Annotated in this window: 15 protein-coding genes; 8 read left to right on the top strand and 7 right to left on the bottom strand. The window is 69.3% G+C overall.

Translation table 11 applies throughout. The annotated features are described in order from the left end of the window. Positions 1-146 precede the first annotated feature (146 nt). Complete coding sequence (locus ACTWP8_RS02680) at positions 147-3980, top strand: GH92 family glycosyl hydrolase (protein ID WP_443320524.1); 3834 nt, start codon at positions 147-149, stop codon at positions 3978-3980. A 287-nt stretch (positions 3981-4267) separates the two neighbouring features. On the opposite strand, the gene ACTWP8_RS02685 is transcribed toward ACTWP8_RS02680, so the two are convergent. Continuing rightward, on the bottom strand, positions 4268-4930 hold the full coding sequence (locus ACTWP8_RS02685) for an O-methyltransferase (RefSeq protein ID WP_443320525.1): 663 nt from the start codon (positions 4928-4930) through the stop codon (positions 4268-4270). Between the two features lie 69 nt (positions 4931-4999). Between ACTWP8_RS02685 and ACTWP8_RS02690 the strand changes: the two genes are divergently transcribed. Then, the gene (locus ACTWP8_RS02690; protein WP_443320526.1) at positions 5000-5629 is read left to right on the top strand and encodes a TetR/AcrR family transcriptional regulator; all 630 of its coding nucleotides are present in this window, start codon (positions 5000-5002) and stop codon (positions 5627-5629) included. Positions 5630-5732: 103 nt separating this feature from the next. On the opposite strand, the gene ACTWP8_RS02695 is transcribed toward ACTWP8_RS02690, so the two are convergent. Then, a complete protein-coding gene (locus tag ACTWP8_RS02695) occupies positions 5733-6338 on the bottom strand; it encodes a hypothetical protein (RefSeq protein WP_443320527.1) in 606 nt (201 codons plus the stop codon). Between the two features lie 119 nt (positions 6339-6457). Next, a complete protein-coding gene (locus tag ACTWP8_RS02700; protein WP_443320528.1) occupies positions 6458-6592 on the bottom strand; it encodes a hypothetical protein in 135 nt (44 codons plus the stop codon). A gap of 144 nt (positions 6593-6736) precedes the next feature. Between ACTWP8_RS02700 and ACTWP8_RS02705 the strand changes: the two genes are divergently transcribed. Genes ACTWP8_RS02705 through ACTWP8_RS02715 form a run of 3 tightly spaced genes read left to right on the top strand, consistent with a single transcriptional unit; the run spans position 6737 to position 10841 of the window. Then, the gene (locus ACTWP8_RS02705) at positions 6737-7036 is read left to right on the top strand and encodes a trypco2 family protein (RefSeq protein ID WP_443320529.1); all 300 of its coding nucleotides are present in this window, start codon (positions 6737-6739) and stop codon (positions 7034-7036) included. Then, entirely contained in the window at positions 7033-9921 is a 2889-nt protein-coding gene (locus ACTWP8_RS02710; RefSeq protein ID WP_443320530.1) for an NACHT domain-containing protein, read from the top strand. Before ACTWP8_RS02705 ends, ACTWP8_RS02710 begins: the two co-directional genes overlap by 4 nt. 11 nt (positions 9922-9932) lie before the next feature. Continuing rightward, a complete protein-coding gene (locus ACTWP8_RS02715) occupies positions 9933-10841 on the top strand; it encodes a DUF6801 domain-containing protein (RefSeq protein ID WP_443320531.1) in 909 nt (302 codons plus the stop codon). A gap of 90 nt (positions 10842-10931) precedes the next feature. On the opposite strand, the gene ACTWP8_RS02720 is transcribed toward ACTWP8_RS02715, so the two are convergent. The 4 genes from ACTWP8_RS02720 to ACTWP8_RS02735 all read right to left on the bottom strand — a co-directional run bounded on the left by ACTWP8_RS02720 (position 10932) and on the right by ACTWP8_RS02735 (position 20359). Further along, complete coding sequence (locus tag ACTWP8_RS02720; RefSeq protein WP_443320532.1) at positions 10932-14213, bottom strand: GH92 family glycosyl hydrolase; 3282 nt, start codon at positions 14211-14213, stop codon at positions 10932-10934. A 299-nt stretch (positions 14214-14512) separates the two neighbouring features. Next, positions 14513-17236: an aconitate hydratase AcnA gene (acnA, locus tag ACTWP8_RS02725; RefSeq protein ID WP_443320533.1), complete on the bottom strand. Its 2724-nt coding sequence runs from the start codon at positions 17234-17236 to the stop codon at positions 14513-14515. Between the two features lie 244 nt (positions 17237-17480). Beyond that, positions 17481-18089: a GOLPH3/VPS74 family protein gene (locus ACTWP8_RS02730; protein WP_443320534.1), complete on the bottom strand. Its 609-nt coding sequence runs from the start codon at positions 18087-18089 to the stop codon at positions 17481-17483. A 326-nt stretch (positions 18090-18415) separates the two neighbouring features. Continuing rightward, positions 18416-20359 carry a SpoIIE family protein phosphatase gene (locus ACTWP8_RS02735; protein WP_443320535.1) on the bottom strand — a complete coding sequence of 648 codons (1944 nt, stop codon included), beginning with the start codon at positions 20357-20359 and terminating at the stop codon, positions 18416-18418. Between the two features lie 279 nt (positions 20360-20638). Here ACTWP8_RS02735 and ACTWP8_RS02740 point away from each other — a divergent pair, with 279 nt between their 5' ends. From ACTWP8_RS02740 to ACTWP8_RS02750, 3 genes are all read left to right on the top strand, one after another. Further along, on the top strand, positions 20639-24700 hold the full coding sequence (locus tag ACTWP8_RS02740) for a HAMP domain-containing protein (RefSeq protein WP_443320536.1): 4062 nt from the start codon (positions 20639-20641) through the stop codon (positions 24698-24700). Next, positions 24697-25278, top strand: coding sequence for a response regulator (locus ACTWP8_RS02745; protein ID WP_443320537.1), 582 nt, complete (start codon positions 24697-24699; stop codon positions 25276-25278). Before ACTWP8_RS02740 ends, ACTWP8_RS02745 begins: the two co-directional genes overlap by 4 nt. Positions 25279-25389: 111 nt before the next feature. Continuing rightward, the gene (locus ACTWP8_RS02750) at positions 25390-25761 is read left to right on the top strand and encodes a VOC family protein (protein ID WP_443320538.1); all 372 of its coding nucleotides are present in this window, start codon (positions 25390-25392) and stop codon (positions 25759-25761) included. The last annotated feature ends 22 nt before the right edge of the window (positions 25762-25783 follow it).

Consider the following 25783-nt stretch of genomic DNA (forward strand, 5'->3'; position numbering starts at 1 on the left):
GGCCGAACCACACCCTTCGGACGCGTTTTGATGGCCCGTCGGAGTGGAATGCCCAACTCCCTTGACACCACCGGCCCCATCAACCATTACTTATTTTTGCGCAACCAGGTTGACAACGTTGTCTAGATCGTTGGAGGGGCTGGCCGATGGAGCGCAGACGATGGCGCAGGCTCGGACGTACAGTCGCCCTGGTAGCGGCCGTCGTACTGGCCGCGACGACCCAGGGCTCGGCGGTGGCGCTCCCCCGCGAGCCCGAACGGGCGTCACAGGAATTCGCCTCCTCCTTCGAATCGGATGACCCTCAGCCAACTTGGAACAATACCGTCGAAACCGGCCCTGATGGCAAGAAAAAGGCCTCGGGTGTCGACGGTGGTGACTCTTCCGGCATTCCCGGCAATGTGACAGACAAGGTGACCGAGGTCCGCGCCAGCGCGGAGAACACCGATGCCGGCGAGATCAAGGAAAACCTGGTCGACGGCGAAATCACCACCAAATGGCTGGCCTTCGAGAAGACCGCCTGGCTCGAGTTCGACCTGGACGAGCCGGTCAAGGTCGTACGGTACGCCCTGACCTCGGCCAACGACGCGGCCGGGCGCGACCCGAAGGACTGGACCCTCCAGGGCTCGAACGACGGCTCCAACTGGAAGGACCTGGACACCCGCGAGGGCGAGGTCTTCGAGAAGCGCCACGAGACCAAGGAGTACGCCTTCGAGAACACCGAGGCGTACCGGCACTACCGGCTCGACATCTCCCGCAACGCCGGAGACGACATCACCCAGCTCGCCGAAGTGCAGTTCTCCAACGGGGACACGAGCGAGCCCGCGCCCTCCGACATGCGCACCCACGGCGACCGCGGCCCGTCAGGCGGCCCCACCGCCAAGGCCAACGCCGGCTTCACCGGCACCCGCGCCCTGCGCTACGCGGGCACCCACCAGGCCGAGGGCCGCGCGTACTCGTACAACAAGGTCTTCGACGTCGACACGGCCGTAACCCCGCAGACCCTGCTCTCGTACCGGATCCATCCCTCCATGGGCGACACCGACCTCAGCTACCCGGCGACCCATGTCTCGCTCGATCTCGCCTTCACCGACGGCACCTATCTGAGCGACCTCGCCGCCGTCGACCAGCACGGCGCCCGGCTCACCCCCCAGGGCCAGGCGGCCTCCAAGACCCTGTACGTCAACCAGTGGAACCACAAACAGTCCCGGATCGGCCAGGTCGCCGCGGGCAAGACCATCGACCGGATCCTCGTCGCGTACGACTCCCCCAAGGGTCCCGCCAAGTTCCGCGGCTGGGTGGACGACGTCTCCATCGCGCCCGCGCCGCCGGAGAAACCGCTGGCCCATCTCTCGGACTACGCGGTGACCACACGCGGCACCAACTCCAGCGGCAGCTTCTCGCGCGGCAACAACTTCCCCGCCACCGCGGTGCCGAACGGCTTCAACTTCTGGACGCCGGTGACCAACGCCGGCTCCACCAGCTGGCTGTACGAGTACGCCCGCGCCAACAACTCCGACAACCTCCCCACCGTCCAGGCCTTCGGTGCCAGCCATGAACCCAGCCCCTGGATGGGCGACCGGCAGACCTTCCAGCTGATGCCGTCCACCGCCTCCGGCACCCCCGACGCCGACCGCAAAGCCCGGGCGCTCCCCTTCCGCCACGAGAACGAGACGGCCCGCCCCCACCACTACGGCGTCACTTTCGAGAACGGCCTCAAGACCGAGATCGTGCCCACCGACCACGCCGCGATGATGCGATTCACCTTCCCGGGTGACAACGCGAGCGTCATATTCGACAACGTCAACAACTCGGGCGGGCTCAGCCTCGACCCCGACAGCGGCGTCGTCACCGGCTACTCCGACGTCAAGAGCGGCCTGTCCACCGGCGCCACCCGGCTGTTCGTCTACGGCGTCTTCGACGCTCCCGTCAGCGACAGCGGCAAGCTGCCCGGCGGCGGAGGCAAGGACGTCACCGGCTTCTTCCGGTTCGATCCGGGCGCCGACCGCACGGTCAACCTCCGCCTCGCCACCTCCCTGATCGGCGTCGACCAGGCCAGGGCCAACCTCGCCCAGGAGATCGGGTCCTCCGAATCCCTCGAGTCGGTCAGGGCCCGCGCCCAGGCGGCCTGGGACGACATCCTCGGCGTCGTCGAGGTCGAGGGCGCAACCCGCGACCAGCTCACCACCCTCTACTCGAACCTCTACCGGCTCTACCTGTATCCGAACTCCGGCTACGAGAACACCGGCACCCGTCAGAAGCCGAAGTACCAGTACGCCAGTCCGTTCTCCCCTCCCGCGGGCGAGAACACCCCGACCCGCACCGGCGCGAAGATCGTCGACGGCGAGGTCTTCGTCAACAACGGCTTCTGGGACACCTACCGGACCACCTGGCCCGCGTACTCCCTGCTCACCCCCGAGCGAGCGGGGAAGATGGCCGACGGCTTCGTCCAGCAGTACAAGGACGGGGGCTGGATCTCCCGCTGGTCCTCGCCCGGCTACGCCGACCTGATGACCGGCACCAGCTCCGACGTGGCCTTCGCCGACGCCTACCTCAAGGGCGTGGATCTCGACGCCGAGGCCGCGTACGAGGCCGCGCTGAAGAACGCCACCGTCGCCCCGCCGTCCCCCGGCGTCGGCCGCAAGGGCATGGAGACCTCCGTCTTCCTCGGCTACACCAGCACGGAGACCCGCGAGGGCATGTCCTGGGCGCTGGAGGGCTATCTCAACGACTTCGGGCTCGCCCAGATGGGCAAGGCGCTCTACGCGAAGACGAAGAAGGCGCGCTACAAGGAGGAATCCGCCTATTTCCTGAACCGCGCCCAGAACTACGTCAAGCACTTCGACAAGGGCATCGGCTTCTTCCAGGGCAAGGACGCCGACGGCGGCTGGCGGCTGAAGCCCGAGAACTACGACCCGCGCGTCTGGGGCCACGACTACACCGAGACCAACGGCTGGAACTTCGCCTTCACCGCCCCGCAGGACACCCGCGGGCTCGCCAACCTCTACGGCGGCAAGGCGGCCTTCGGCAAGAAGCTCGACACCTTCTTCTCCACCCCCGAGACGGCCGACCCCGACTTCGCCGGCTCCTACGGCGGCGTCATCCACGAGATGACCGAGGCCAGGGACGTCCGGATGGGCATGTACGGGCACAGCAACCAGGTGTCGCACCACATCACGTACATGTACGACGCGGCCGGCCAGCCGTGGAAGACGCAGGAGAAGGTCCGTGAGGTGCTCTCGCGGCTCTACCTGGGCAGCGAGATCGGGCAGGGCTATCCGGGCGACGAGGACAACGGCGAGATGTCCGCGTGGTACGTCTTCGGCGCGCTCGGCTTCTACCCGCTGGTGATGGGCAGCCCCGAGTACGCGATCGGCTCCCCGCTCTTCACCAAGGCGACCGTGCATCTGCCCGGCGGCCGCGACCTGGTCGTCAAGGCGCCGCGCAACAGCGCGCGCAACGTCTACGTCCAGGGCGTGAAGCTCAACGGCAAGCCATGGAACTCCACCGCGCTGCCGCACTCCGCCATCGCCGGCGGCGGCACGCTGGAGTTCGCGATGGGCCCGAAACCGTCGAAGTGGAGCACCGGCAAGGACGCCGGTCCCGGTTCCATCACCCAGGGCGACCAGCCGCCGTCCCCGATGGACGACGTGACGGAGAAGGACGGGACCGAGCTGACCGACAACACCTCTACGACGGACCGGTCCTTCACCTCGGCGGACCTGAAGGCAAAGTCCGCGTCCCGCGTCGCGTACTACACCCTCACCTCGGCGGACCGCGCCAAGGCCCCGCAGGGGTGGGTGCTGAAGGGCTCGCGCGACGGTGAGAACTGGACCGAGCTGGACAAGCGCTCCGGCCAGTCCTTCGCGTGGGACCGCCAGACGCGGGTGTTCGCGGTCGCCGATCCCGGCTCGTATGCGCACTACCGGCTGGAGCCGGTGGGCGGGGCGGCCACGCTGGCGGAGGTCGAGCTGCTGTCCTGAGGCGCAAGCGCCCGATGGGGCGGAGGGCCGGGCCACCCGGGCCTCCTCCCGGACGCTCGGCATACGGGCCAACGTCCCGCACATCGGCCCGCCCCGGAACCTTCGGGGCGAGCCGATGTGGTTTTTCCGGATCGCGGATCAGCAGGTGCGCAGCGCCCGGAGCCCGGTGCGGATGCGAGGGGCCGAACGGGTCCCCGGCTCCGGGCGCTCGGCCGGGCTGAGGTCACAGCCTCCCCACAGCTGCGGGGAGGCTGGGTGGGGACCGTGTCTTCCGGTCCGTATGCCGCTCACGAGAGGCGGCAGCTGATCTCCATGCCGTCCTCGACGGGGAAGGTCACGCTGTGATAGCCGTTCGCGGGGGTACGCACGTAGCTCAGGTAGGGCTCCAGACTGGTCATGTTGACGTCGTCCGCCACGACGAGGGTGCCGGGCGTCAGGCGCGGTTCGAGCAGGCGAAGGACGGGCAGGCACAGGTCCTTCCAGCCGTCGAGCAGGATGAAGTCCACGGAACCGTCGATGCCGCTGAGGGTCTCACGGGCGTCTCCCTCCAGCACCGTGATGACCTCGTCCAGACCGGTCTCGGCGAATGTGCGGCGGGCCGCGGCGATCTTGTGCTTGTTCAGTTCCGTGGTGATGACCCGTCCGGCGCCGTTGTCCCGCACGGCCGCGGCCAGGTACAGCGTGGAGATCCCGAACGAGGTGCCGAACTCGATGACAGTGGTCGGCCGAATAGCGCGGACCAGGTTGTAGAGCAACCGCCCACCAGCGGCGGAGATCGGCATGTAGATCTGCGCCGCTGCGTCAGCGTGCTCCTGCGGCGCGGTGGGCATGGCGCCACCATGCTCGGCCCGTAACCGGGCCGCGGTGGCGTCGTCGTGTGCTGCGTGCGCGAACATCCGGTCGAGGGCGGCCTCGACCCGGGGGTCGGCAAGTGTGTGCGTGGTTGTCATGCGAGCCAGAGTAGACGCACCGTTGCGTCCAGTCTAGGGTGGGTTCTGTTCCGGAACGAGGGAGACGACATGCGGCGTGCAACAGCAGGCGGCGAGGAGAGCGCCACCGGCCGACCGGGGCCGCGTCACCGTGGCAACCGGTACGGACGCAGCGAAAGGGCCCGGCAGGCGGTGCTGGAGGCGGCCGACGATCTGCTCGTCGAGAAAGGGTTCGCGGGCGTCACGATGGAGGGCATCGCGGCGAGAGCCGGTGTCGCCAAACAGACCATCTACCGCTGGTGGAACACGAAGACCGACGTGCTCGTGGAGGCCTTCCTGCAGGACATGACCGAGGAGCTGCGCCCGCCCGATCACGGTGAGATCGCCCGCGATCTACGCGCCTACCTGCACCAACTGGCATGCTTTCTCAGCCAGTCCGATGCCGGAGCCGTCTTCAAGGCCTTGATCGCGCACACGCAGCACGATCCGGTGTTCGCGGAGGACTTCCGCGGCAGATACCTCGACGAACAACGCCGTCACGACCGCCTGCCACTGGAACGCGCCGTACGACGTGGCGAGCTGCCCGCCGGCATCGACATCGCGGCCGAGACCGACCAGCTCGTGGGACCTGTCTACTACCGCGTCCTGGTAACGAACGAGCCGATCGGCCGGGACTTCACCGACCGGCTCGTCGACGCGTTTCTGCGTCGCATGCGCTAGGCGTGCAGCGAGGCGATTCTCCACCGCAAGGGCCTCATGGGGGTGGCCGCTGCCCACCGCCTGCGGTGTCCCGCCCCCTCGGGTGCGGCCCGGACGCGCGGGGTCAACGCTGGTAGAGCTGCCACATGGCCAGCTCGTCATCATGCGCGCGCAGGCGCTCGACCGCCTCCGCGGGAGTGCGCTGCTCGGTGAGCTCGTAGAAGAGGAACAACGGGGCGAACACGCTCGCGTAGCCGAACGGCGCTCCGCGCGGGGCGATATAGATGCCGGCGCCGGCGTCGAGGAAGGCGTCAGCAAGCGCGGGATCCCCCGTGTCGCAGCCGGTGACGAGCGTGACGCTGCCCGGCAGGTGGAAGTGCTTGCGCACCTGGTCCGGGCCGACGGCGCCGTTGAACGGCTGGAATCGTGCCAGTTCCTCGGCGAGGTCGTCCATGAGAATGCGTCCCTCGTCGCCGTGGCAGGACACGATCACGTACGGCGCGATGGGCCGACTGCCGTCCAGTGCCGACACCAGGTGGCGAGGCTGGCCAACCCGTAGGTAGTTCACCCGGGCACCGAACACTTCCAGCCCATCCCGCAACGGCCGCGCGAACCCGTCGTCGATGTCGATCAGGTCGATCTCGGTCCAGGCCAGACGACCGGCCTGAATCTCACGCACCCGCGACGGACGCTGCGTCGCCAGCCACTCGGCCTCTTCGTTGGACGTCACTCATCCACGATGCCTCGGCAACGACTGCCACGCGTGGCTTTCCCGAACGTCCGCGAAACTCATAGGAGTTGGCAGCAGCCACGCCACGTCAGCGACCCGCTGGGTTTCGGGTCGCCGGATCAGGAGGTGCGCAACGTGCGCATCATGGATGCGAAGACCGGGGAGTCGGGGAACGGCTGCTGCGTCCCAATCTGCTCGTAGCCCCACGCCTCGTAGCGGGCCCTGAGCCTCCCGTCGCTGAACAGCGGGTTCATCAGGAGCGTGACGCGGTCCGTGTGCCACGTTCGCTGTCCGTCCGGGCCCCGATCAAAGATCGGGCAACACAGCGTTCAGGGACGCCTCAAAAGCTACAGTCCTGGGTGACCGGTGACTGGTGAGCTCGGCAAAAGGGGCGCGGTGTGATCGAGTTGGCCACTGTGATCAGGGAGCTGCGGGAGGAGCTGGAGCGGGCGATCGTCGCGGCGGAGGGTGAGGCGCTGCGCTTCGAGCTGGGGTCGATCGAGTTGGAGCTCTCGGTCGCGCTGGAGCGAACGGGGCAGGCGGGGGCGAAAGTGCGGTTCTGGGTAGTGGAGTCCGGTGCGGAAGCGTCCGTGGGCACCACCACGACCCAGCGCATCACACTGACGTTGCAACCGACCCTGGCGGGGGGCGAACAGCCCGCCCTCATCTCCGGCCGCGCCGGCGCACACGAGCAATGAGTGCCGCTGTGGCCCGGGCATTCGAGCCGGATGGGCTCGACCTGCGGCGGGTGGTCCAGATCATCACCACGCACGGCGCGGGCCCGGAGGGGCGCGGGTCGGGCTACCAGGTGGCCGGGGATGTGGTGCTCACGGCCGCGCATGTGGTGTGTGACGCGACGTCGGTTCAGGTGCGTTTTCTCACCAAGGACGGCGGTACGCGGGAGTTACCCGGCGAGCCGGTCTGGGCGGACTCCGCCTCGGATATCGCGCTGCTCAGGATCGCGGACGACTCGAGCACCGGCGGGCTGTGCGCTGCCCATGTCTCGCCGGTGCGGTTCGGCCGCATCTCGCAGCCGGTGGATTGCGAAGCGCTGGGATTCCCCAAGTTCAAGCTGCGCCCTGATACCGCGTCACCGGGCCGTGATGCTCCCATGTGGTACCGGGATTCTCACCACGCGCGCGGCAAGACCACACCGTTGTCGAACCTGCGCGCCGGCAGCCTGGAGATCTCCGTGGATCCTCCCGAGTATGACCCCGAGCCGGGCCGTTCCCCTTGGGAGGCGATGTCGGGGGCCGCGGTGTGGAGCGGCGGGTGCTTGATCGGGGTCATCAGTGAGCATCATCGCTCCGACGGGCTCGGCAGGCTCGCGGCAAGCCAGGTGGCCCGCTGGTACACAGTCCTGACTCCAGCCCAGATCAGCGAACTGAGCTCGCTGATCGGCCTGCCGGCGCAGGCTGACCAGCTCGAGCAGCTTCCTCGCTTATCGCCGTCCCCCGACGGCGCGCCGGAGTTGGGGGAGGCGGCCGAGCGGCTCGCCTCCAGGGTGGCCGGACAATGGCGGAAGGAGGAGCGGCGGCGGAATGTGCACGACCCGTTCCCGCTCGCCGTGCGCTTCCGGAACGCCGACACGGGTCTGTTCGATCACTGGGCCAGTATCCGCAATGCCCCGGGCGGGGCGGATCCAGGGCCGCTTACGCTGGCCGGCCGGCTCGACCGGATCGCGGAGGTGTACCGGTCCATCCCATCCCGTCGGCTGGTGGTGCTCGGAGCGGCCGGGTCGGGCAAGACGATCCTGACCCTGCGCTTCGTCCTCGACTGGCTGGGCGACCGCGCCCCTGGTGACCCCGTACCGGTGATCTTCAGTCTGGGTTCATGGGACCCGGCCACCATCTCGCTGCGCGACTGGATGTGCCGCCAGCTGGTGCGCGACTACGGCCTCGCGGGTCCGGCCGCGCACGGAGGGAATCTGGCCGGCGCGCTGGTCGATGCGGGCTGGATCCTGCCTGTTCTGGACGGGTTCGACGAGATCGCACGCGGTCTGCAGGGCAAAGCGCTCGAACAGCTCAACCGCACCACCACCCCGCTGCTGCTCACCAGCCGCCGCGAGGAATACACCAAGGCCGTGAAGAAATACGACGTGCTCACCAAGGCCGCCGTCGTTGAGCTGGACGACCTCACCCTGGACGATCTCGCCGTCTACCTGCCCCGCGCCAGCCGTCCGGGCAGGGATGGAGGCCTGCACAGCACCGTGTGGGAACCCGTCCTGGCAGAGCTGCGCAAACAGCCGCGCAGCCCGGGCGCAGAGAACGTCGCCACCGTGCTCACCACCCCGCTGATGGTCGCCATGGCCCGCACCAGCTACAGCGACCGTTCCGGGCACGACCCTGCAGAACTCCTGGAGTTCGCAACCCCCGAAGCCTTGGAGAAGCATCTCCTCGCCGAGTTCACCCCCGCCGCTTACGAGCCCTTGCCGACCGACAGCGACAGCGACAGCGGCACCGGCCGTCGCTGCCGGCGGCGCTGGAACCCCGACCCCGACCGTGCCCAACACTGGCTCGGCTACATCGCCGCGCACCTGGACCAACTCGGCAGAGCACGCGCGGGCGTCCCCGCACGTGACCTCGCCTGGTGGCAACTGGGCACCACCATGCGCCGTTCGTCACGCATGCTCATCATCGGGTTCCTGGCCGCACTGGCCTTCGGGGTGACGAGCGGGGTCGGAAACGTGCCCGTGGACTTGATCGCCACATCGCTCGGGCTCAAGTTCGCGCTCGCGCGGGGGCTCGTGGTCGGGCTCCTGCGCGGACTCGAGGCCGGGCTGGTCTTCGGGCTCGTGTACGGGTTCGTATCCCGGGGTGCGGCAGAGCCGTCGCGCGTACGCATACAGGTCTTCGGCAGGGCCAGGGAGAGGCGTGCGAAATTCGTCCCCAGATTCAAGCTCGGTTTCATGTGCGGGGTTTCGCTCGCGCTCGTGCTGTTGTTCCTGGACAGGGTCGTGGTCGAGTCGCTCGGGCTCGGGGACGGGCTCGATAACGGGCTCGTGGGGGCGCTCGTGTTCGTGCCCGAGGTCGGGCTCGCGGCCGGGCTGGCGATGGGGCTCATGGCCTGGCTGGAAGTTCCCATCGACATCAGATCTGCCGTCAGCTCCTCTGAGCTGTTGAGCCAAGACCGCAGGAACGTGGTCTCCTATTGGCTTGTGTGGGCGCTCGCGTTCGGGCTCGTGGCCGGAATTGTCAACGGGCTCATGTTCGGGCCTGGGTTCGGGCTCATGGCCGCGCTCGCGTTCGGGATCGAAGCCGCGTTCGGGGGCGGGCTCGGATATGGGCTCAGTATGACCGCTTGGGGTCAGTGGGTGGCCCTCTCGCGTATGTGGCTGCCGCTGACAGGGCGGTTGCCCTGGCGACTGATCGCTTTCCTCGATGACGCGTGCGAGCGAGGTGTGTTGCGCCAGGCCGGCGCGGTCTACCAATTCCGCCACGCTCGACTCCAAGATCACCTGACCCAGGTCTTCCTGGCACGCCGCGACCAGCGAGTCGGGCGAGACGATGAGGAGCTGGATCCGGATCGTGACAGGCCCATTACTGCAGTGCGTACAATCCTTGTCGAGAGGTCAGATACCTGACGGGGGTCGGAATGACAACGAGTAAACGCATCCAGAACCTGCGTGAACGGCGTGGGTTAGCCCGTGCCGTCGTGAGCGGTCCAGTGGCACGTAGCGCCTTTCGGTTGGCGACGGCTGTAGGGGTTGCGGGCGGAATCGTGGGAGTTTTAGGAGCCGGAACCGCGGCCGCGGACCCGGTGTCGCTCACACTGCGGTACACATGCTCAACTCCGTGGATCGATGACCTCCCTGTCACGGTGAGGATTGACACGGATGTCCCGAAGTCGGTCGCGGTCGGCAAGCCCACCCCGGAATCGGTCGTCAACGCGGCGGTGCCGGTGAGCGCGTCCGCCACGAAGGCGCTGGGCAAGATTGGTGTGAAGTCCCTTGCGGGCACGGTGAACGCGAAGGCTCGCGTGGCCGCCCCGGAGGGCGACATCGACGTGAATTTGCCGGTCAACGTGAGGAACGACATTCCGGCGTCCGGATCGTTCTCCGTCAAGGCGACCGGCGCCGCGCCGACGCTCACCTTCAGCCAACCGGGCAGCGCGAAGATCACGGTCGGCGACCTCGTCGCGCATCTCACCCCGAAGGACGCGAGTGGCGACGTGACTTTCCCGGGCAAGATCGACGTGCGGTGCCAACTGGATGGCGGGCAGAACAACGTCATGGCGTCGTTCCACATCGCTGGGACTGGGACGGCGACCGGCCCGGCCACTTCCGGGACGACGGGTACGACGGGTACGAGCACCTCCGGCACCGTGGGGGCCGATGAGACCGCGTCAGGTACCACCGCGCCCAAGCCGAACGGCTCGCTCGCCCACGCCGGAGCCGGCGCCACCCCGTGGCTGCTCGGCGGCGCCGGCGTGCTGCTGGCCGCCGGCGGAAGCGCTGTCTTCGCCGCCCGCCGAAGCCGTACGGATGACCGCGGCACCGCTTGACGAGGAATAGTGGGCACTGCGGCAGGGCCGCACCCCCTTTCGGGAGGGGTGCGGCCCTGCCGTCCCTGGCCTGCGGCGCGCCCGCCGACCTCAGCCCACCGCCACCGTGAAGACATGCAGGTTCTCGTTGTCCGGCAGCGTGACGCTCTTGATCGTCTTGCCGTCGGGGGCCTTGAAGGGCGCGGTCGCGAAGACATAGGCGTCGATCACGTCCTTGTCCCCGCCGCTGACATTGCGGTACGGGGTCCTGGCGACGGTCAGGTTGCCGTACTGGACCGTCCCGCTCCCGCCGCCGACCGTCCAGTCCGTGAAGGAGACGGAGGCCGTGCCCGAACTCCCGTCGGTGTACGTGACCTTGGCCTCGGCCGGCTGGTTCCCGTTGACCGCGCTGCCGACGAAGGACAGTGCGGTGGCGGCCCCGGGCAGCTCGATGGTCTGGCCGTCGGCCGAGGCGTTGTCGGGGCGGCCGGCCGGCGAGCCGGGCCAGGTGAAGTCGAGGCCGCCGATCGTGCCCTTCGCACCCGGTGTCAGCCCGGCCTGGCCCAGCGCCTGCCGCGAATAGCTCCAGCCGCCGCCGTCGTAGTCGCCCTCGTCGTGCTCGCCCTCGTCGACGGACGAGCCGACGTTGTTGTACGCAGCGAGGAGGCTGCCCGGCGCGGCGACCGTCACCGTGACCGGCTGGACGACGGTCGTACGGCCGCTGGTCACCGTCACCCTGGCGTCGTAGAAGCCCTGCTCCGTGCCTTCACCGGCGGTGAGGGCGATCTCCGCGGCGCCATCGGGGCCCACCGTCCCGGAGGCGGGTGAGGCCGTGAGCCCGTCCGGGGCTTCGGCCGTGAAGCGCACCTCGGGCCGGTCCCCCTCACTGACGGGAACGGCCGCGACCTTCACGGTCATGCTGCCGCCCGGCGCGACGGTGCCCGTGGTCGGCCCGACCCCGATCTGGTACGGCTGCTCGCCGTCGCGGAAGGACGGCGGGGCGTCGGCCGGGTCCGCGCCCCAGGAGCGGTCGGGCTCGGTGCCCAGGGTGAAGTCGAGCCTGCCGCCCCGGTTGACGAAGGACTCCGGCAGCCAGGCCCGGTCGCTCGCCCGGCCGTTGATCCGCAGGAACTGCACGTACGGCGCGTCCGGCGCGGCCTGCGGGGCGCTGATGGAGATGGAGCGGGCGCCGCGGTCGATCTCGGCGCGCGGGAACAGCGGGGAGGCCAGCACCAGTTCGGAGCGCGAGGGGACCTGCGGGTAGAGCCCCAGGGCGGAGAAGATGTACCAGGACGACATCTCGCCGAGGTCGTCGTTGCCGGGGATGCCCCCGGGCTGCGTGGTCCACAGCTGCCGCATCGCGGCCCGTACGGTCTCCTGCGTCTTGTACGGCTGCCCGGCGTAGGCGTACAGGTAGGGGACGTTGATGGAGGGCTCGTTGTCCAGCTCCGACTTCTCGCCGCCCGCCCCGGTGAGGGCCCAGCTGCCGTCGGCGTTGTGGAAGAAGGAGTCCAGGCGCTTCACGGCGGCGTCCCTGCCGCCCATGGCGGCGAAGAGGCCGGCCGGGTTGTGCGGGACCATCCAGGTGTACTGGGCGCTGGTGCCCTCCACGAATCCATTGCCGGTGGCCGGGGTGAAGCCGGTGACCCAGCTGCCGTCGGCCTTCCGGTTGGCGATGTAGCCACCCGTGTCATGAGCGGCGGCGTTGAAGTTGTTCTGCCACCACTGGGCGCGCTCGGCGAAGGCCTCGGCGGTCTTCCGCTCCCCCGCGGCCTCGGCGAGCTGGGAGACGGCGAAGTCGGCTCCGGACATCTCCAGCGTCTCGGCCGCGCCGCCCCAGGCGTTGGAGACGGACGGCATGTAGTGCAGGTCGAGGTACTTGTCGAGGGAGGGGCGCTGCCCGACCGACATGATCGGTTTGCCCGCGGGGCTCAGGTCCTTCGCGGTCGGTACGGTGGCCGCCTTCACCAGGGAGTCGAGCGCGCCCTCGAGGTCGAAGTACGTGCCGCCGAAGGCCCGGATGCCGGCGAGGGCGGCGGCGGACGGGTCGCCGTTCATGACGTGCGTGCCGCCCGCGTTGTGGATCCAGCGGTCCCAGACGCCGCCGTTCTGGCGGGCGAAGTTGAGCAGCGACTGCGCGATGTCGGAGCCCGCGCGGGGCTCGAGGAGGGTGAGCAGCTGCACCTGGGAGCGGTAGACGTCCCAGCCGGAGAAGGTGCCGTACTGCGCCTGGTGACCCGTGCTCACGCGGTGGGTTCTGCCGTCGCTGCCGGTGTAGCGGCGGTCCGCGTCGCTGATGACGTTGGGGTGGAGGAGGGCGTGGTAGAGCGCGGTGTAGAAGGCGGTGCGGTCGGCGTCGCTGCCGCCGCCGACCCTGATGGCGGAGAGCTGCTCGCGCCAGGTGCGGTGCGCGGCCGCCCGTACGTCGCCGAAGTCGCGGCCCGGCGGATTCTCGGCGGCCAGGTTGGCCTTCGCGCCCGCCTGACTCACGTACGAGATGCCGACCTTGACACCCACGGGTCCTGTGCCGGGGGCGAACTGCACATAGCCGCCGGAGCCTTTGCCCGCGACCGGGCGGCCGTTGGTGCCGTATCCGCCGGTGCCGCCCTCGGCGCTGGTCGTCCCGGCCCGGAGCGTGTCGTCCTGCCAGGTGCCGTGGGCGGTGAAGGGGCGGTCGAAGGTGGCGGTGAAGTGCAGGGTGTAGTAGCTGCGGCGGCCCTCGGGGTCGAGGTAGCCGCAGAAGTTCCCGCTGGTGACCGAGCCGGAGACGGTGCGGCGGTCCGGATCGATGGTGACGTCGGCGTCCGTGCTGCCGACCTCGGAGTTGGCGGTGCGGATCAGCAGGGAGGCGGGCTTGTCCTCGGGGAAGGTGAAGCGGCCGGACCCGGTGCGGGCGGTGGCGGTCAGGTCGGCGGTGACGCCGGAGGAGAGGGCGACCTTGTAGCGGCCGGGCTCGGCCGTCTCGTCGGAGTGCTTGAAGTCGGCGGCGTACACCGCGTCCTTGGTGTCCGCGGCGGGGGACGTGGTGACTGCGCCGGCGTGGGGGAAGAACGGGATGTCGCCGGCGCCGCCCGCGCACCCCGTACCGGACATGTGGGTGAGGCTGAATCCGCGGATGCGGGTGGCGTCGTAGTGGTAGCCGCCGGGGGCCGCGGTGCGGGTGGCGTCGCCGCGGGTGTTCTCGGGGCTCCAGGAGAGCATGCCGAAGGGGAGTACGGCGCCGGGAAAGGTGTTGCCGCCGTTCCGGCTGCCGATCAGCGGATCGACGTACGCGGTGGGGTCGTTGACCAGGGTCGGGGGCGAGGCCGCGGATGCCGGCGTGGCCAGCGTGGGCGCGACGAGGCCCACGGTGAGCGCCACGGCCGCCAGCGCGGCGGAGGGGCGGAGGAGCATGGCGGTCCTGCCTTGTCGGAAGGGCCGCGGTCGACGGGTCGAACAAGCCGGGAGCGACCGTACCCGATGGCGCGCGCCCGCCGTAAGACCGCGTGCGCCGTTCCAGGTACAGCTGTCCGGCTCAACACCCTTGACAAAATGGGCCACTTGGCGGCCTACTGATCCCGACCCTTCCACTGACAACGTTGTCGCGGGTCGCCGGTCGGACAAGCCACCCCCCTGCGCTCCGATACGTACGCGGTGGGGCCACACCCCCCTCCCGGAGGTGCGGCCCCGCCGGACTGCCCTGCCTGCCGCGCTTACTTGCGGATCAGCGAGCGCAGCACGTACTGCATGATGCCGCCGTTGCGGTAGTACTCCGCCTCACCCGGGGTGTCGATCCGCACCACGGCGTCGAACTCGACGCCGCTGTCGGTCGTCACCTTGACGGTCCGCGGAACGGAGCCGTCGTTCAGCGCGGTCACGCCGGAGATGGAGAACGCCTCCTCGCCGGTCAGGCCGAGCGACTGCGCCGACTGACCCTCCGGGAACTGGAGCGGCAGAACGCCCATGCCGATGAGATTCGAGCGGTGGATGCGCTCGTACGACTCGGCGATGACGGCCTTGACGCCGAGCAGGGCGGTGCCCTTGGCGGCCCAGTCGCGGGACGAGCCGGAGCCGTACTCCTTGCCCGCGAGGACGACCAGCGGGATGCCCTGCTCGATGTAGTTGCGCGAGGCGTCGTAGATGAAGGAGACCGGGCCGCCGTCCTGCGTGAAGTCACGCGTGAAGCCGCCCTCGGTGCCCGGCGCGATCTGGTTGCGCAGCCGGATGTTGGCGAAGGTGCCGCGGATCATGACCTCGTGGTTGCCGCGCCGGGAACCGTACGAGTTGAAGTCGCGGCGCTCGACGCCGTGCTCGGTGAGGTACGTGCCGGCCGGGGTGTCGGCCTTGATCGCACCGGCCGGGGAGATGTGGTCGGTGGTCACCGAGTCGCCGAGCTTGGCGAGGACCCGGGCGCCCGCGATGTCCTCCACCGGGGCCGGGTCCATCGTCATGCCCTCGAAGTACGGGGGCTTGCGGACGTAGGTGGACTCGGCGTCCCACTCGAAGGTGTTGCCGGTCGGGATCGGCAGCGACTGCCACTGCGCGTCGCCCGCGAAGACGTCGGCGTAGCTGGTGCCGAACATCTCCTGGCCGATCGCGGAGGCGACGACCTGCTCGACCTCCTGCTCGGAGGGCCAGATGTCCTTGAGGAAGACCGGGTGGCCCTCGGTGTCGGTGCCGAGCGCCTCGGTGGTGATGTCGGTCTTCATCGAGCCGGCGATGGCGTACGCGACGACCAGCGGCGGGGACGCCAGGTAGTTCATCTTGACGTCCGGGTTGATCCGGCCCTCGAAGTTGCGGTTGCCGGAGAGCACGGAGACGACGGCGAGGTCGTTGTCGTTGACGGCCTTGGACACCTCGTCCGGCAGCGGTCCCGAGTTGCCGATGCAGGTGGTGCAGCCGTAGCCGACGAGGTTGAAGCCCAGCTTGTCGAGGTACGGGGTGAGGCCGGCCCGGTCGTAGTAGTCCATGACGACCTTGGAGCCGGGGGCCAGGGTGGTCTTGACCCACGGCTTGCGGGTGAGGCCCTTCTCCACCGCCTTCTTGGCCAGCAGCGCGGCGGCGACCATGACGTACGGGTTTGAGGTGTTGGTGCAGGAGGTGATCGCGGCGACGGCGACGGCGCCGTGGTCGATCTCGTACTCGGTGCCGTCGGGGGCGGTCACCTTGACCTTCTTGGCCGGGGCGCCATTGCTCACCGCGGGCGCGTCGGAGGCCGGGAAGGACTCCTTGCTCGCCTCGTCGGGGTCCTCGGCGTCGGCGACGTAGTTGCGGACGTCCTCGAGGAACTGATGCTTGGCGTCGGCGAGGACGATGCGGTCCTGCGGGCGCTTCGGACCGGCGATCGACGGGACGACCGTGGAGAGGTCCAGCTCAAGCTTCTCGGAGAAGTCGGGCTCGGCGGCCGGGTCCAGCCACAGGCCCTGCTCCTTGGCGTACGCCTCGACGAGCGCGAGCTGCTGCTCGGAGCGGCCGGTGAGCTTGAGGTAGTTGATGGTCTCGCCGTCGATCGGGAAGATCGCGGCGGTGGAGCCGAACTCCGGCGACATGTTGCCGATGGTGGCGCGGTTGGCCAGCGGCACGGACCCGACGCCCTCGCCGTAGAACTCGACGAACTTGCCGACGACGCCGTGCTTGCGCAGGATCTCGGTGATCGTGAGGACCAGGTCGGTGGCGGTGGTGCCGGTGGGCAGCTGGCCGGTCAGCTTGAAGCCGACGACGCGCGGGATGAGCATCGAGACCGGCTGGCCGAGCATCGCGGCCTCGGCCTCGATACCGCCGACGCCCCAGCCGAGGACGCCGAGGCCGTTGACCATGGTGGTGTGCGAGTCGGTGCCGACGAGGGTGTCGGGGTACGCCTGGCCGTTCCGGACCATGACCGTACGGGCCAGGTGCTCGATGTTGACCTGGTGGACGATGCCGGTGCCGGGCGGGACGACCTTGAACTCGTCGAAGGCGGTCTGGCCCCAGCGCAGGAACTGGTAGCGCTCCTTGTTACGGCCGTACTCCAGCTCCACGTTCTGGAGGAAGGCGTCCGGGGTGCCGAAGCGGTCGGCGATGACGGAGTGGTCGATGACCAGCTCGGCCGGGGCCAGCGGGTTGATCTTCGCCGGGTCGCCGCCGAGCTCCTTGACGGCCTCGCGCATGGTGGCGAGGTCCACGACGCAGGGCACGCCGGTGAAGTCCTGCATGATCACGCGGGCCGGCGTGAACTGGATCTCCTGGCTGGGCTGGGCGCTCGCGTCCCAGTTGCCCAGCGCCCGGATGTGGTCGGCGGTGATGTTCGCGCCGTCCTCGGTGCGGAGCAGGTTCTCCAGCAGCACCTTCAGGCTGTACGGCAGGCGGGCGGAGCCCTCGACCTTGTCCAGCCGGAAGATCTCGTACGACTCGTCGCCCACGCGCAGCGTGGCGCGGGCGTCGAAGCTGTTCGCCGACACGACAGTCTCCTTCATCAATGTGCGCGTTACTCACGCGATCCTGCCGCCACGGCTTGTGGCCGGTTCGCTAAGGTAAGACTTAGTTAGGTAACCCTTACCGGCGGCGGCAGCGGTGCGCCTCTCGGGCAGATATCTCGATGTCGAGATAACTCTAGTACATCACCGCTGCTCGGTCATGTCCCGCCCGCGCCCGTTCCGTGTTCGGCGCGACGGGGCAAAGGGAGGTGTGTCGGGCAGACTGACGTCATTCGCCTCGCCAAATGTTGTTGAAGGCCGCCTCGTCGAGCGCTCGCCGTTGCCGTTCGGCCTCCAGTTCCCTCAGTGCGTCATGGACGGCGGCGAGCACGGTCGCCACCGCGTCGTCGGCCACGGCCGGGGGGTCTCCAGCCCGCTTGTCGCGGAGTCCGACGGCCGCCGCAAGCGTGGCGAGGATGGGCTCATCCGATGTCCAGCGGTCCACCGCCAGACGGCGAGCAGGAGTATCGGCCAGCACCATCCGGCTGGTCCCGAAGAGCATCCAGCGGCGGCGGCGTTGCCGGGTGAGCTGCCCTTCCGCCTCAAGGGCGGCCACATAAGCCGCGGACAGGCCGCGGCCTCGGCGCCACAGCCAGTCGTTGACCGACTCGTACGGCGCTTGCCGGAGAAGCGACGACGCGGCCTCATCCAGCAGGCGATCGTCCAGTGCACGCCGGTCGCCCGGCACGATGTGATCGCCGTCCAGTCTGACGGCCTGTGCATTCAGAAGGTCGATCACCTCGGCTCCCGCCAAGGCGAGTGACAGATCGCCTCGCTCCGGAGGGCGACTGGAAGCCATGTCCATGGCGACGATCAACAGGTCTCGTGGTGTGGTCATGATGGTGTTGACTCTCGCTCCGCTGTCCGGTTCCGACCCATCTCGGCGACCGCCCGGTCCGAGTTGAGCTGGGACGCTGCCGGCACCGGTTGAGAAACGTACGACGCTCTCTTGAGAAACCCCAGCACATCGGGATGAGAGTCAGCACATGGGCCCGGGCGGAGCCGGTGGCTGCCGCCGCACGTCCCCGCGACTGGCAAGGTCCACGGCGAAGCTGCCCGACCTGGGCGCTCACCACCGGACGCCCCAACCAGCGCGGTCACCGCCGCACAGCCCAACCGGCACGGTCACCACCGGACAACCCGACCGGCGCCCGAGCGGCCAGGTCACCGCGGAGTGGCCCGACCGGCGAGGTCACCGGCGTGGAGAACCAGCAGCGCCAGGTCGTCGTCCGGCGGCGTCTCGCCGAATTCGTGCACCGCGCGCCTGATCCGCTCCGCGACCCCCGCCGCTCCCAGCCCCACACAGCCGGCCAGCGCCGCCGCCAGCCCGCCGCCGTCGTCGAACTGCCGCTGCCCCGAGCGGCGCTCGGTCACCCCGTCGGTCACGGACAGCAGGGTGTCGCCGGGCCGCAGGTGGAAGGTCTGGGACTCGTACGCCGTGTCCTCCTGCACTCCCAGCAGCAGCTGGGGCGTCGCCGCGGGCCGCACCTCGCCGTCGGGCCGCAGCAGCAGCGGCAGCGGATGACCGGCGCTGGCGAGGGTGCACCGCATACCGGGACCGTCGTCCGCCGCCACCAGCTCCCCGTACACCAGCGAGAGAAAGCGCACCTGGGGGGCCTCCCACGGCACGGAGCCCGCGTCAGCGGTCGCCGGCGGCGCGGCGGCCTCCGCCGCCTGCGTGGCGTCGTCCATGAGCATGCGGTTGAGCCGGTCGAGCACTCCTCCGACGCTGTATCCCTCGTGCGCCAGCAGCTTCAGCCAGGGCCGGACGAGACCGGTCACGACGGCCGCCTCCGACCCGTTCCCGCACACGTCCCCCAGGGCGAAGCACCACCGGCCCTCGCCGGCCTGGAAGATGTCGTAGAAGTCGCCGCCCGCCCACGCGCCCTCGCCGGCCGGCTCGTACACCACGTGGGTGGTCACGCCCGGGATGGGGGCGATTCCACGGGGCCGCAGTCCCTTCTGCAGGACCAGGCTCGTCGTGGCCTCGCGGGTGTACTGGCGCGCCGAGAGGATCGCCAGCGCGACGCGGCGCGCGAAGTCCTCGATCAGCGCGCCCACTTCGTCGGGGATGCGCGCCGGGCCTTCCCGGCCGAGCAGCAGGGTGCCGACGCTGCGGGCGCCCGCGAAGAGCCGGCAGGCGAGCGCAGAGCCGCCGTCCTCCTCCCACGGCTGCAGACCGTACGCGCTCCCAGGCGTCTCCGGCTCGGTCGCCGGCCACGGCCAGGGCACCGGCCAGCCGCGCACCGCTTCCCCGAGCACCGGAGGATTCTTCTCCAACGCCGCCCTGAACGCTTCGATACGACTCTCGTGCGCATGCCAGACCCGGGCGAGCCGCGGCGCGGAGCCCGGTGCGCGCCCGGCCTCGTCGTCCAGCCAGACCGCGCACCAGTCGGCCAGCCGCGGCACGAGCAACTGCCCGGCCAGCGCCGCCACCATGTCCTCGTCGAACTGGCCCGCCAGCAGGTCGGACGCCTCCGCGAGGAAGGACAGGGCGCCACGAGTGTCCCAGTCGGAGCCCTGCTCCCAGTCCGGGCGCCGCCCCCAGTCGCCGGCCTGCCGCCCCCAGTCGCCGCCCTGCGCCCGGGCCGTGACCGGCCGCCGGTTACCGGGGTCCGCGGCCGACAGCGCCATCGCCCCGCCGAACACCGCGTCCCAGTCGGGCCGTCGACCGTCCGCGTCGTCGGACTCCCTGTCCGTCAGCCGGAACCACACGGTCTTCAGACCTCTCCGGTAGCTCACTCCCCAGGACTCGGCGAGCGCGCCCACCAGCTGGAGCCCCCGGCCGTACTCCCCTACCGGAGACGGTTGGCTCCCCACCGGCCGTGCCGCGTGGCGGTCGGAGACCTCCACCACCAGCCCGGCCGCCCCACCGTCTTCCTCCCCTGCCGCCACCAGGCGGCAGACCAGCTCCACGTCCGTGCCCGCGTGCACCACCGCATTAGTGACCATCTCGCTGACGAGCAGTGCCGCGTCCTCCGCCAGCCGGTCGGTGATGACCCCGGAGGAGGGCAGCCGGAGCTCCGCCCAGTCGGCGAGCGCGACGCGTACGAAACGGCGGGCGGTGGCGGGCGCCAGAGGGTTCCCGGGCAGGTTGGTGCGGACCATCGGCCGCGTCCCACGGACGACGGCGGCCCCGGAACAGGTTTCGCGCAGTTTCGGAATCGACCCCACAGTGCGGCTCCTGACCATTTCGAGCAAACGCGCCGCTGACTACTCCGACAGAGTGACAGACTGAGCCTGCCCATGAGCACCAAGTCACCGAAGTGGGCTGCGATGAGCTCTGTAATTGGTACATCCCATGACATTTCTGGTACGGCAGCCGCGACACCGCCGCCCGGTGGGGGGTGGATTCGCGCCGACGCGCTGCGCCCGCTCCTGGCGGCGATGACCGCCTTACGGGACGGCGACTTCCGTGTCCGGCTGCCGGGCTCGTACGAGACCCCGTCCCCCGCCGACGCGGTGCCCCAGGGCGTCGCGGCCGACCTCGCCGCCGTCTTCAACCAGATCGCCGACCGCAACAAGCACTTCGTGGACGAACTGGTACGGGTGCGCCGGGAGATCGTGCGCCACGGAAGGCTCGACGAGCGGCTCTCGGCGAGCCCCGGCCAGGGCACGTGGACGGCGAGCGTGGGAGCCGCCAACTCCCTTGTCGACGCCCTCGTCGCCCCGGCCGCGAACGCCACCCGTGTCCTGGACGCGGTGGCCGGCGGCGATCTCACCCAGCGGGTGGATCTGCACGACGGCAACCGGCCGCTCCGCGGCGACCTGCGCCGCCTGGGCCGGGCGGTCAACACCATGGTCGACCAGCTGTCGCTGTTCACCGGCGAGGTGACGCGGGTGGCCCGCGAGGTCGGCACGGAGGGGCGGCTCGGCGGCCGGGCCAAGGTGCAGGGACTCTCGGGCAGTTGGCGGGACGTGACGGAGGCCGTCAACACCATGGCCGCCCGGCTCACGGCCCAGGTGCGGGACATCGCGGTGGTGACGACGGCGGTGGCCCGCGGCGACCTGACCCGTTCGGTCACCGTCGAGGCCACCGGCGAGCTGCTGGAGCTGAAGCTCACCGTCAACACGATGGTGGACCAGCTCTCCGCCTTCGCCGACGAAGTCACCCGCGTCGCACGCGAAGTCGGCACCGAGGGCAACCTCGGCGGCCAGGCCCAGGTCCGCGGCGTCTCCGGCGTCTGGAAGGACCTCACCGACAACGTCAACTTCATGGCGTCCAACCTGACCTACCAGGTCCGCAACATCGCCCAGGTCACCACGGCCGTCGCCAACGGCGACCTCTCCCAGAAGATCACCGTGAACGCTCAGGGCGAGATCCTGCAGCTGAAGTCGACGATCAACACCATGGTGGATCAGCTGTCCGCGTTCGCCGACGAGGTCAACCGCGTGGCCTGGGAGGTGGGCACGGACGGCAGGCTCGGCGGCCGGGCGCAGGTCCGCGGCGTCTCCGGCGTCTGGAAGGACCTCACCGACAACGTCAACTTCATGGCCGACAACCTCACCACCCAGGTCCGCAACATCGCCCAGGTGGCCACGGCGGTCGCCCAGGGCGACTTGGGCAAGACCATCACCGTCGAGGCCAAGGGAGAGATCCTGGAACTGAAGTCGACGATCAACACCATGGTCAGCCAGCTCTCCGCCTTCGCCGACGAAGTCACCCGCGTCGCCCGCGAAGTCGGCACCGAAGGCAACCTCGGCGGCCAGGCCCAGGTCCGCGGCGTCTCCGGCGTCTGGAAGGACCTCACCGACAACGTCAACTTCATGGCGTCCAACCTGACGTCTCAGGTCCGCAACATCGCCCAGGTCACCACGGCCGTCGCCAACGGCGACCTGTCCAAGAAGATCACCGTGGACGCGCGCGGCGAGATCCTCGAGCTGAAGGACACCGTCAACACGATGGTGGAACAGCTGCGGGCCTTCGCCGACGAAGTCACCCGCGTCGCACGCGAAGTCGGTACGGAAGGACGGCTCGGCGGACGGGCCCAGGTGCTGGGAGTGTCGGGCGTCTGGAAGGACCTCACCGACAACGTCAACTTCATGGCCGACAACCTCACCTCCCAGGTCCGCAACATCGCCCAGGTGGCGACGGCCGTGGCCCAGGGCGACCTGTCGAAGAAGATCGACGTGGACGCGCGCGGTGAGATCCTGGAGCTCAAGACCACCATCAACACCATGGTGGACACGCTCTCCTCCTTCTCCAGCGAGGTCACCCGGGTCGCCCGCGAAGTCGGCAGCGAGGGCCAACTCGGCGGCCAGGCCCGGGTCGAGGGCGTCTTCGGCACCTGGAAGCGCCTGACGACGAACGTCAACGAGCTGGCCCTCAACCTCACCACCCAGGTCCGGGCCATCGCCGAGGTCGCCTCCGCCGTGGCCCAGGGCGACATGTCCCGCTCCATCACCGTGGAGACCCGGGGCGAGGTCTCCGAGCTGAAGAACAACATCAACCTGATGGTCTCCAACCTCCGCGAGACCACCCGCGCGAAGGACTGGCTGGAGTCCAACCTCGCCCGCCTCGCCGGACTGATGCAGGGCCACCGGGACCTGATGGAGGTCGCCGACCTGATCCTGCGTGAGCTGACCCCTCTGGTGAACGCCCAGTACGGCGCGTTCTTCCTGGCCACGACCGACGGCGACGGCGGGCCGCCGAGCGCCGACGGCATGCTCACCTCGCAGCGCGGTCTCGCCTTCATCGCGGGCTACGGCTCAGCGCAGGGCGCGACGGTCGACACTCCCGGTATGCCGGGCCACGGCCTCGTACAGCAGGCGGCGCTGGAGAAGAAGCGCATCCTCATGGAGGAGGCCCCGCCCGACTACATCAAGATCAATTCAGGGTTGGGGGAGGCCGCCCCGACGAGCGTGGTCATCATCCCGATCCTCTTCGAGGACAAGCTGCTCGGCGTGATCGAGCTGGCCTCGTTCTCCCGCTTCTCGGATGTGCACCTGGCCTTCTTCGACCAGTTCGTCAACACCATCGGCGTCGCGATGAACACCATCATCGCCAACTCCCGGACCGAGTCGCTGCTCAGCGAGTCCCAGCGGCTGGCGATGCAGCTCCAGGAGCGCTCGGACGAACTCCAGCGCCAGCAGGCCAAGTTGCAGCGCTCCAACGCGGAGCTGGAGGAGAAGGCGGCGCTGCTGGCCACCTCCTCGCAGTACAAGTCGGAGTTCCTGGCGAACATGTCGCACGAACTGCGCACCCCGCTGAACTCCCTGCTCATTCTGGCCCGGCTGCTGTCCGACAACCCCGACGGCCATCTGTCCGAGCAGGAGGTGCAGTTCGCCACCACCATCCACCGCTCGGGCTCCGACCTGCTCCAGCTGATCAACGACATCCTCGACCTGTCGAAGATCGAGGCCGGCCGGATGGACGTACGCGCCAAGAAGCTGCCGCTGATCAAGCTCCTCGACTACGTCCACGCCACCTTCCGCCCCATCACCCTCGACCGCGGTCTGGCCTTCGAGGTGGCGGTCGGCGAGGACGTACCGCGGGAGATGCACTCCGACGAGCAGCGGATCCAGCAGATTCTGCGCAATCTGCTGTCCAACGCCATCAAGTTCACCTCGGCGGGCCGGGTCGAGCTGAGAGTGGAGCGGGTCAAGGACCCGCAGGGCCATCACTTCGAGGGCGTCGAGGACCTGATCGCCTTCTCCGTCAAGGACACCGGCATCGGAATAGCTCCCGACAAGCTGCCGGTGATCTTCGAGGCGTTCCAGCAGGCGGACGGCACGACCAACCGGAAGTACGGCGGGACGGGCCTGGGCCTGTCGATCAGCAGGGAGATCGCCGGACTCCTCGGCGGGAGGATCACCGCCGAGAGCGAGCCGGGCAAGGGCAGCACCTTCACCTTCACCGTCCCGGCGATCTACCCAGATATCGCCGCCGTGGAACCGGAGGCAGAGGCGGAGCCCGAAAGGGAGGCCGGGCCGGCGCACCAGCCGACCCCGGCGGATGTGGCCGCCTTCCCGGACCAGAGCGACCACTGGCCCACCCCGACCCGGCTGGAGCAGTGGAAGTCCGGCCGAGCGGGACACGTACTGCCCGGCAGCCGCGTCCTGATCGTGGACGACGACATCCGCAATGTCTTCGCGCTCACCCATGTGCTGGGCCGCGTGGGAATGTCGGTGCTGTACGCCGAGAACGGCCGCGAGGGCATCGAATCGCTCGAGCGGCACCCCGACGTCTCCATGGTCCTGATGGACATCATGATGCCCGAGATGGACGGATACCAGACCATGGAGGCGATCCGCCGCACCCCGCGCTACGCCGACCTCCCCATCATCGCCCTCACCGCGAAGGCGATGCCGGGCGACCGCGAGAAGTCCATCGCCTGCGGCGCCAACGCGTATGTGCCCAAGCCGGTCGACGTCGACCGGCTGATCGGGCTCATCTGCGACCTGCTCGACCCCGACCGTGACGACGAATCCCCGAAGGCCACACCATGAACAGCGGCTTCGCCGCCGACCGCGCCGGCATCCTGATCGTCGACGATATGGAGGACAACCTGGTCGCCCTGGAAGCCGTGCTGGGTTCCCTGGGCGAACCTCTCGTACGGGCCCACTCCGGGGAGGACGCGATGAAGGCGCTGCTGCGCCAGGAGTTCGCGGTCGTGCTCCTCGACGTCCTGATGCCGGGCATGGACGGCTTCGAGACCGCAGCGAACATCAAGCGGCTCGACCAGACCAAGGACGTGCCGATCATCTTTCTGACCGGCACGGACACCGACCGGGGATACGCCTTCCGCGGCTATGCCACGGGCGCGGCGGACTTCCTCACCAAACCGTTCGACCCGTGGGTGCTGCGGGCCAAGGTCAGCGTCTTCCTCGAACTGCACCGCAAGAACCGCCAGTTGCAGCAGCTGCTGACCCGCGACCAGAAACGGCTGGACGAGCTGGGCGCGCGGCTGGAGGCGATCGAGACCCAACTGGCCGGGGCCGACGCGCCCGAGTCCGCCCGGCTGCGGGACAGCGCGGCCGAGGTGGGCCACTCTCTGCGGGAACTGCGGAGCGGACGGGGACAGTGACCCCGCCCGTACGGGACGTGCACTGCCGCATCCGGCCCCCTTCCGTTTGCGCTGCCGGTCCCCGGCGGGTTCGTTCGTGGTGAGAGGGAGAACCGGAGAAGGGACACGGCCATGTTCGGGAACACCAAGGCGTTCAGCGGCTTCGCGGTGAACGACATGCGGAAGGCGAAGGAGTTCTACGGCGAGACGCTGGGCCTGCGGACGTCCGAGGAGTACGGCCTGATGACGCTGCACATCGCCGACGGCACGGAGATCCTGGTCTACCCCAAGGAGGACCACACCCCGGCCTCGTTCACCATCCTCAACTTCCCCGTGGACGACATCGACCAGGCCGTCGACGAGCTGGGCCGGCGCGGAGTGACCTTCGAGCGGTACGAGGGCTTCGAGCAGGACGAAAAGGGGGTCTTCCGCCAGGAGGGCCCGTACATCGCGTGGTTCAGGGACCCGGCGGGCAACGTCCTGTCGGTGCTCCAGGAGCGATGACGACACCAATCCGGACCTGATC

Origin of the sequence: Streptomyces sp. 7N604, assembly GCF_052245475.1 — a bacterium.
GTDB lineage: Bacteria > Actinomycetota > Actinomycetes > Streptomycetales > Streptomycetaceae > Streptomyces.